The sequence below is a fragment of the Streptomyces sp. NPDC102451 genome (assembly GCF_044765485.1).
GTDB lineage: Bacteria > Actinomycetota > Actinomycetes > Streptomycetales > Streptomycetaceae > Streptomyces.
In genome coordinates, this window is record NZ_JBIWKD010000005.1 from 484,561 (window position 1) to 493,443 (window position 8,883).

6 protein-coding genes are annotated in these 8,883 nt (G+C 74.7%); 2 read left to right on the forward strand and 4 right to left on the reverse strand.

From position 1 onward, the window contains the following. Positions 1-3 precede the first annotated feature (3 nt). Both ACIRD8_RS15135 and ACIRD8_RS15140 read left to right on the forward strand, forming a co-directional pair. Positions 4-426 carry an acyl-CoA thioesterase gene (locus ACIRD8_RS15135; RefSeq protein WP_403990495.1) on the forward strand — a complete coding sequence of 141 codons (423 nt, stop codon included), beginning with the start codon at positions 4-6 and terminating at the stop codon, positions 424-426. Continuing rightward, complete coding sequence (locus ACIRD8_RS15140; protein WP_403990498.1) at positions 423-1,145, forward strand: hypothetical protein; 723 nt, start codon at positions 423-425, stop codon at positions 1,143-1,145. Before ACIRD8_RS15135 ends, ACIRD8_RS15140 begins: the two co-directional genes overlap by 4 nt. Before the next feature lie 32 nt (positions 1,146-1,177). Here ACIRD8_RS15140 and ACIRD8_RS15145 read toward each other — a convergent pair whose 3' ends face one another. From ACIRD8_RS15145 to ACIRD8_RS15160, 4 genes are all read right to left on the reverse strand, one after another. After that, entirely contained in the window at positions 1,178-2,134 is a 957-nt protein-coding gene (locus ACIRD8_RS15145) for an ATP-binding cassette domain-containing protein (protein ID WP_403990501.1), read from the reverse strand. Next, the gene (locus ACIRD8_RS15150) at positions 2,131-4,902 is read right to left on the reverse strand and encodes an FtsX-like permease family protein (RefSeq protein WP_403990504.1); all 2,772 of its coding nucleotides are present in this window, start codon (positions 4,900-4,902) and stop codon (positions 2,131-2,133) included. The genes ACIRD8_RS15145 and ACIRD8_RS15150 overlap by 4 nt, the downstream gene beginning before the upstream one ends. Position 4,903: 1 nt before the next feature. After that, on the reverse strand, positions 4,904-8,233 hold the full coding sequence (locus ACIRD8_RS15155) for an FtsX-like permease family protein (RefSeq protein ID WP_403990507.1): 3,330 nt from the start codon (positions 8,231-8,233) through the stop codon (positions 4,904-4,906). A gap of 149 nt (positions 8,234-8,382) precedes the next feature. Next, positions 8,383-8,787 carry a globin gene (locus ACIRD8_RS15160; protein WP_403990510.1) on the reverse strand — a complete coding sequence of 135 codons (405 nt, stop codon included), beginning with the start codon at positions 8,785-8,787 and terminating at the stop codon, positions 8,383-8,385. Between the last annotated feature and the right edge of the window lie 96 nt (positions 8,788-8,883).

Consider the following 8,883-nt stretch of genomic DNA (forward strand, 5'->3'; position numbering starts at 1 on the left):
GACTTGGCCCGTCATATCTACAGCTGCCCGCTGCGCTGGTCGGACATGGATGCCTTCGGCCACGTGAACAACGTGGTCTTCCTCCGCTACCTGGAGGAGGCGCGCATCGACTTCATGTTCCGGCTGGCGCCGGGGGACGGTTCGCCGTCCTTCGCGGGCGGGTCCGTCGTGGCCCGGCACGAGATCGACTACGTGCGCCCGCTGGTCCACCGGCACGCGCCGGTGACCATCGAGTCCTGGGTCACGAAGATCACCGCGGCGTCGCTGACGATCGCCTACGAGGTCAAGGACCCCGAGCAGGTGTACGTACGGGCCTCGACGGTCGTCGTGCCCTACGACCTGGCGGCGGAGCGGCCCCGGCGGATCACCGCCGAGGAGAAGCTCTTCCTCCAGGAGTATTTCGACCAGGAGCCTGCCGTCGCATGACAGTGCCCGTGCGGTCGCTGCGGTTCGCCGACGCGAGGGAGGCGGCGGATCTCGCCGCCTTCCTCGGCCGGCTGCTGCACTACGACCGGGCCGCCGCCGTCCGCCTCCAGGCGGGCGGCGGCGCGCTGGCCGTCTTCGGCAGGCCGCCGTCGTTCGAGGTGCTCGCCGTGCGCACGGTCCGGCTCTCCGGGGTCCACGACTTCGACGTCACGGTCTCCGCCGGTGAACTCCTCGAAGCGCTCGACACGGACGGGGCCGAGGCGCCCGACACGGGCGGGTCCGATGAAGCGGCCGGTGTCAGCGCCCTGCCGGCGCCCGTCACCGGACCGCCGTGGGCCGGGATGCTGCCACCGCGCGGCGGCTGGCAGGAGCGCCCCGGGCTGCCGGACCCCGTCGACCTGCGTCACCGGCTCGCCGACGCCGTGGCCGAATTCCGGGCCCGTGACGCGGCGTTGCCCGAGGAGCGGCGTACGCGAGCGGAGCGCGACCTGATCGGCCGTGACATCTGGTCCAGGACGGTCGGGGACACCGAGCTCCCCCTGCGCGCCGTCCATGCCGCCCAGTCCCTCGGCTTCCTGCGCCCGGCACCCGACTTCCCCGTCGCGCTGCTCGCCGCGGGTGCCTGGCTGCGGCTGCGTACCCCGTTCGGCTCGATCGCCCTGCGCGGCGCGGGCTCCGGCGGGCTCGGCACGCTCGCCGTGACGGTCGGGACCGCCTGACCTGAGCCGGAGGAGCTACTGGCCGGGAGAAGCTACTCCTTCGGCGCGTCCGGCCACACCCCGATGTGGTCCTGCTCCAGCTCCAGCATCACCCGGTGCTCCATCCCCAGCGCCTCCGTGTAGTCGGCGGGCAGCTGCAGCCGGCCCGCCCGGTCGAGCATCGCGTACTCCCGGGCCACCTGGGACTCCTGCCCCGTCGCCTCGTCCACCTCGGTGGTGCGCAGCACCTCGGAGGACGTACGGCCGTCGCGGATCGCGACCGTGCGGCGCACCTCGCTCGCCACCGCCTGGTCATGGGTGACGATGACGATCGTCGTGCCGAGCTCCTCGTTGGCCCGGCGGAACGCGGCGAACACCTGCTCGCCGGTCGCCGAGTCCAGCTCACCGGTCGGCTCGTCGGCCAGCAGCACCGACGGGTTGTTGGCCAGGGCCACCGCGATCGCCACCCGCTGCTGCTGCCCGCCGGACATCTGCGCGGGGCGCCGGTCACGGCAGTCCGCGACCTCCAGCATCTCCAGCAACGACTCGGCGCGCGCGGCCCGTTCACGGTTGCGGCCGCCGCCGCGCAGCTGCATGGGGAGCGTGATGTTCTGTACGGCGGTGAGGTACGACAGCAGATTGCGGGAGGTCTGCTGCCAGACGAAGCCGACGACGTCACGGCGGTAGCGCAGCCGCTCCTTCTGCCCCATCGCCAGCAGGTCGCAGCCCGCCACCTTCGCCGACCCGGCCGTGGGCACGTCCAGGCCCGCCAGGATGTTCATCAGCGTCGACTTCCCGCTGCCCGAGGCGCCGACCAGTGCCATCAACTCGCCCTCGGTGACCAGCAGATCGAGGCCCTGGAGCGCCTGCACCTCCACACCGTCGGTGGAGAAGATGCGCACCAGCCGGTCGCAGGCGATCAGGGCGTCATGCCCGTACGAGGGCCGGTCACGGCGGGCCGCGGCCCGCCGTTCCAGTTCCGCCAGGGTGGTCTCTGTCGACGATGTCACCGGGTGTCTCCTGCCCTGAGTTCCTTGATCGATCCACGACGGCTCGCCCACCACGCCTGCACTCCCGCCACGGCGGCGGCCAGGACGACCACCCCGGCCGCGGGGAGCACCAGCGACCGGAGGTCGGCACGCAGCGAAACGGTGTACGGAGTCGAGGGGTCGCCGCCGGCCAGTGCCAGCGCGCCCAGATCGACTCCCGGTGCCAGCAGGGCGATGGTCGCCCAGCCGACGAGGAGCCCGCCGAACGCGGCGAGCAGTGCCTGGGGCATCGCCTCGGACGCCAGCAGCCGCCGCCCCTGCCGCGTCGTGAGCCCCATGGTGCGCAGCCGGGCCAGGAGCGTGGTGCGCTCCGGGGCCGTCTGCAGCAGGGAGAGGAGCACGGCGAGCAGCGCGTAACCGGCACCTGCCACGACCGCCGCCCCGTAGATCCGTTCGGCGCCCGACTGCATCGGGGTGTCCACGAACCGCTCGCGCTCCGCCGACCGCAGCCGCACCTCGGACTGCGGCCCCGCCGCGCGCGCGGCGGCCGTCAACTGCCGCCCGTCTAGGGAGGAACCGGTGACCAGCAGTGTCGTGGGACCCGGCTGGGCGAGTCGCTTCGCGTCGACGATCAGGAACTCCGAGCCGCTCACCGCGGAGGTACGCGCGAGCACCCCGGCGACCCGTACCTGGATGTCGCCCGCCTGCGACCGGACGGTGTGCGGCTGCTTCCCGAGCCGCTCGGCGATCGCGGGGGAGACGATCGCGGGAAGCGCCTCGTCCTTCCCCGCACCCTTCTCCAGCGTGGCGGTGGGGAAGGCCGGCAGCCCGGTGCCGCGCGCCAGCCGGGCGTACGACGCGGGGTCGACGCCCATGAGGGTCGCGCGCTTCGTGTCCGACCTGACGTCCGTGGCGGCGGCGAGCGGGGTCCCGTACTCGATGCGTACGGCCGTGACGTCCTCGACGCCGCCCACCGACCGCACCTGACGGACGAACACGTCGGAGAGCGGGGAGAGCCCGCCCTCCGCGCTGATCCGGGCGTCCGCGCCGACGGCCCGCAGCGCCGCCTCGTCCCGGGCGTCCGCGACCCCCGCGAGCACCGAGCCGCCGAACGCCGCGGTGGTCAGCGCGATCAGCAGGGCCAACAGGGGAAGTGTGCCGCTGGACGAGGCCCGTCCCGCGCGGGCCAGCGACAGGAAGCCGACCGCCCCGCGCAGCCGCGCCACCGGCCGGGCCGCCAGCCGCAGCGGCAGCGGATACAGGCGTACGAGGACCAGCGCGGCGATCAGCCCCACCAGGACGGGCGCGGCACTCACCAGCAGATCGGCGTCCGAGCCCGTCGACGTACCGCGGCGGCGCAGCGCCGCGACCGCGCCGACGGCCAGGACCAGCAGGGTCAGTTCGGCCACCGTACGGCGCCGGGAGGGCCTGGCGTCCACCATGTCCTCGCGGGCGCCGTGCAGCAGCGGCCTGCGGTGGCTCAGGGCCGTACGGAGGGGCAGCACCAGGCAGACGAGCGCCCCGACGGCGGCCGCGCCCATCAGAGCGGGCAGGAACCGTGCCTCGCCGACGAGCAGGACGGCCAGCAGCAGCCCGAGTGCCGCCGCGGGCAGCACGGCCACCGCGGTCTCGGCCAGCAGCCGCCCGCCGATACCCCGCAGCGAAGCGCCGCGGGAGCGCAGCAGGGCCAGCTCGTGGTGGCGGCGGGCGCCGATCAGACCACCCGTCATCAGCAGGACGACGGCGGCCACCGCGCAGATCCCCACGGCGGCGACCGTGACCACCGGGCCGATGGCGGCACGCATCGCCGTGTACGCGTCGAGGATCGCGTCCAGGTCCGTGGTGAGCGCCGTGTTGGGGCCGACCGCGGCGCGCAGCTTCAGGAGCTCGGGGCCGTTCTCCAGCGAGGCCACGGCGTCCCGCAGGGCGGGTACGTCGGACGCGGTGAGGCCGGACGGGTCCGGGGCGAGGCGCCAGTACAGCTCGGGCTCGCCCGTCGTGTCCAGCAGCGCCGGTCCGGTGCCGGAGGCCAGGAGCAGCGTCGCCGTCCAGTAGAGGACCGGCGTCGGCGAACCCGGGTCCTGCATCAGGGACGGGGCGCGGTAGAGGGGATCCACCGACCAGTAGCCGCTCTTCGGGTGCAGCGGGGTCACCAGGCCCGTGATGCGCACGGTCAGCGGCTTCCCGCCCTGGGTGGGCACCGTGATCGTGGAGCCCGGCTTCATCTTCAGCTCCGCCGCGGTCTCCTCGGTGACGGCCGCCTCCACCTCGGCGGTCGAAGCCGTCACCTCGCCGTGCGCCGCGGGCCAGCGGCCGGCGGCCAGCCTGCTGTGCTCGTCGAGCGCGGACGGGACGGCGTAGTGCAGCTGGGGCGGCATCGCGTTGGGGCGGGGCAGCCAGGCCTCCTCCGCGACGATCGGCTTCGTGGTGTGCACCCCGTAGGAGGAGCGCGGCAGATCGGCCCGTACGGGCTCGGGGAGCGCCTTCACCAGCGCGCGGTCGATCCCGGCCAGCGACTCCTCCCGCAGGACCTGCTCACGCTTCGGACGCGGCACCGCGAGCGAGGGCGGGGGCGTGGCCACTTCGAGCACGCTCTGTCCCGGGGCAGCGGTGGTCACGTCATGGCGCAGCGCCCTCGTCTCGTACGCGTCCACGGAACGCGGGAACGCGGCGGCGAGGAAGGCGGTCAGGAACACCAGGACCGCGAGGGCGGCCGAGATTCCGGGGGCGTTGCGCAGCCGCGTACGCACCCAGGGGGCGCAGGCGGCCGGGATCTTGGCGGCGTTCATGTCAGTTGTCCCCCTGGTGGCGCAGCGACACCGCAGGATCGGCGCGGCGCAGTGTGACCGCGGCGACGAACAGGAGCGGCAGTGCGGCGACCGAGGCGAGCAGGACCGCGACCTGTCCGCCCGGCAGCAGGACCAGCACGTCCGGCACCGGCCTGGTGGCCTGTCCGGTCAGCACGACGAGCGGCACGACGGCCCTGGTGAGCACCGCCCCGAGGGCGAGCCCGATCAGCAGGGCCAGGGTGATCAGGACGCCCTGCTCGGCGGCCGCCGTCCGGGCCAGCCTGCGGCGGGGAGCCCCCAGCGCACGCAGCACGGCGAACTCGGCGGCCCGCTCGCGCTGCGAGCCCACCAGGCCGACGGCGAACCCGACCGCCGCAAGGGCGGCGGCCACCACGGCGACGGCCAGCAGCGCGGACTGCGGCCCCGCACCCAGCGGGTCGTCCGCCAGCTCCCGCGCCACCTCGTCCCGCACCCGCACCTGCGCCGGGTCGGTGCCGGGCAGCCGGCGCAGCTCCGCCGCCACCTCCGGGCCGTCGCCGGGCGCGGCGCTCAGCCACCACTCGGTGGGCGCGAGGGTGGCGCCCGTCCGGTGGGCGAGCACCTCCGACACCGCCCTCAGATCCAGCAACAGACTGCCGCCCGGCTTCGTGGACGACTCCTCCGTGACCCCCTCGGAACCGGCGGCCGCTCCGGGACCGGTCGTCGGGAGCTGCCGCACCGACTTCACCAGCTTCACCCGGACCGTGTTGCCCGCCAGCGTGAGGTCGATCTCCTGCCCCGGCTCCGCCCCGGCGTACGCCAGATACGCGTCGGTGGCCACCGCCTTCAGCGCGGGGGCGGCGGGCCGGGCGGCGGTGATCCGGAGGGTGCCGACCGAGGCGCCGCTGCCCCAGAACGAGTCGTCCGGCGGGAGTGCGTCGCTGTCGTACCGGAAGGACGGGGAGGCGCCCGAGCCGGTCACCTCCTGAACCTTCCCGCCGGGGCGGCTCTCGCCCCCGTCGGACAGGGTCGCCGCGGCCTGCCAGCGGACGCCGTCGGCGGCCGGTGCCCGCTGCTCGCTCCCGTCCCCGGCGAGGGACCGGAGCCCCGTCACGGAGACCAGACGCTTCTCGGCGCCTACGGCGGGCACCTCACCGTCCAGCTCGAAGCCGGTCACCGCCAGCTCGCCGGCGGCGGACACGGGGAAGGACAGGCGGTGCGTACCGCCGTCGACCGGCACCCTGCCCGCCCCGATCCGGTACCCGATGCCGTAACGGTCCTCCAGCAACACGCTGACCAGCACTGTCGAACCGGACGGTGACTTCCCGCCGGATGCCGAGGTGTCACGGATCCGCACGTCGAACAGCACTCGCTCGCCGCCCTTCGGCAGGACCACCCCGGCCCGTGCCGTGCTCGGCGGGGCGATCGCGTCGAAGAGCTCCCGCGAGGACGCCCCGGAGAGGTCCTCCCGCATCAGCATCCCCTCGTCCGCGTGCGCGGTGTCCAGGGCGAGCACCTCGGCCGTCCGGCCGCCGGAGAGGTCGGCGGTCGTACGGAAGGCCGGGGCCGCCTCCCGTACGCCCGGAAGATCCGTGTACGGGGCTGCCTTCGCCGGGTCGCCCGACAGCGTGCCCACCATCCGCACCGACGCGCCCGACCTGAAGTCCGCCTGGTCGCTCTGCGAACGGTCCCAGGACGCGCTCTGGCCGATGGCCAGCATGCCCATCGCCACCGACAGGACCAGCAGCAGCACCGGCCCCGCGCCCCGCAGCGGCCGACGGCTGAACTGCCAGCCCGCCAGGGCCGCGGACAGCCCCCGGCCGCCCGCCGCACGGCGCTCCGCGAGCCGGGCGGCCGGCGGCAGCAGACGCAGGGTCAGGACGGTGCCCGCCAGCAGCGCCAGCGCGGGGGCGGCGACCAGCAGCGGATCGATGCCCAGCTCACCCGACCGGTCACCGCTGAGCGCACCGCTGCCGGATGCACCGGTCTGCCGGTCCAGCTGCCAGTACGCCACCCCGGCGATCAGCAGCAGCCCGATGTCGGCACCCGCGCGCACCGGCGTGGGCAGCGCCGCGGACCGGGCGCCCCGGCGGCCTCCCGCGCCCTCTGCGAGGGCCGGTGCGACCACGGCGAGGGCGCACACCAGCGCGACGGCGCCCGCCACCAGCCAGACCGTGCCGTCCGCACCGCCGTCGAGCCGCAGCCCGATCCGGCCCAGCTCGCTCCGGGCGGCGAGCAGCCGGGTCAGCGGACCGGCGAGCAGCGGCGCGACGACGGCGGCGGGCACCGCGAGCAGCAGCGCCTCGACCGCGGCCAGCGAGGCGATCCGGCCCCGTGAACCGCCACGGGCCCGCAGCAGTTCGGTCTCGCCGCCGCGCTCGCTGCTCAGCAGCCTGGCCACCAGCAGCAGAGCGTACCCGGCGAGCAGGACCAGCTGCACTGCGACGATCATGATCGTGGAGCGGGACACCAGCAGCGCCCGCTCGACCTGGTCGATGACGGTCGGCAGCGAGGTCCGCACCGTCGCCCCGTCCCCGAAGAGCGGGGACGCGGACAGCGCCTTCGGCCCGTCCGTCGACGCCCGGTGCAGCGCCTCGGTCCTGCCGGTCGTCACGGCTCGGAAATCGGCGGCCGCCAGCCAGGACACCGGCCCGGCGCTGACCCGGGAGGAGGCGAGCACGGCCGGGTCGGCCAGCAGCGGGCCGTACGTGGTGAAGGCGACCTTGCGGACACCGCGCCCGCCCAGCGGATCCAGCTGCCAGTACGGGTCCTCCAGGTCGGAGGCCTCGTACAGACCGGTGATCTCGACCGGCAGCGGTGTCTCCGCCAGCCGGTCGGTGAGGGTGAGGCGGGAGCCCGGCTTCAGCTTCAGCGCCTCGGCGGCGGCGCGCGGCAGAGCCACCTGCACCCGTCCCCCCGCAGCCCCCGCCCCGGCGTCCGGCAGGCGCCCCGCGGTGAGACGGATCCGGCTGCGGTCGAGCGAGGCGAGATGCGTCAGATCCGGCTCGTCACGCCCCGCGGCCGGCGCCCGGGAGCCGGGCGGGAGTGCGTACGATCCCGAGCTCTCCAGCTTCCGTACGGTCACCGGCAGCCCGTCGAACGTGTCGCGGGCCGCCCGGCGTACGGCGGCGTCCGCCTCGGCGCGCTGCTCGCGGTCCACATCGGCGGAGACGAGGAGGGAGGCCTGCGCGGCGGAGCGGTGGGTGAGGGTGTGCCGCAGAGCGGCGTCGCCCATGGAACCCGAGAACGCGGTGAGCGCGGCCAGCACACAGGTGGTGAGCAGCACGGCCAGGACGGCGGCGGCTAGGAGGAGCCGGTGCGCGCGCACCCGCAGAAGGACGAACCCCGTCACCTGATCCCCCGAGCCTCAGCAGCCGCACGCCCCCCGGCGTGTACCGGATGCTTTCAGAGTGCACAGGCTCCTGGAAACCGCTTGTGGGCGCACCTTGATGGGATCGTGACCGTTATGCGGCAGCGGAGCACCGCATTCCGCACACCGGCTCATCCCTCCGTGTTGACCATCGAGGCGGCCGCGTAGGTGAGGTAGTCCCACAACTGCCGCTCCTGCTCGGTCGGAAGGCCGAGCTCGTCGAGGGCCACCCGCATGTGTCCGAGCCAGGCGTCGTGCGCCGCCCGGTCCACCTGGAACGGGGCGTGCCGCATCCGCAGCCGGGGGTGCCCCCGCTGGTCGCTGTAGGTGCGGGGCCCGCCCCAGTACTGCATGAGGAACAGCGCGAACCGTTCCTCGGCGGGACCCAGATCCGCCTCCGGGTACATCGGCCGCAGCAGCGGGTCGTCCGCGACGCCCTGGTAGAAGCGGTGGACCAGGCGCCGGAAGGTCTCCTCGCCGCCGACCTGCTCGTAGAAGGTCTGCTCCTGAAGCGTGTCGCGCGGAATCTCTGTCACCCGTCCATGGTCGCAGACACACCGGCCGGGGGGGGGGGGGGGCGGGGCCCCCGCCCCCCCCCCCGGCGGGGGGTGAGGGGCGGGGGGCCGGCGAGC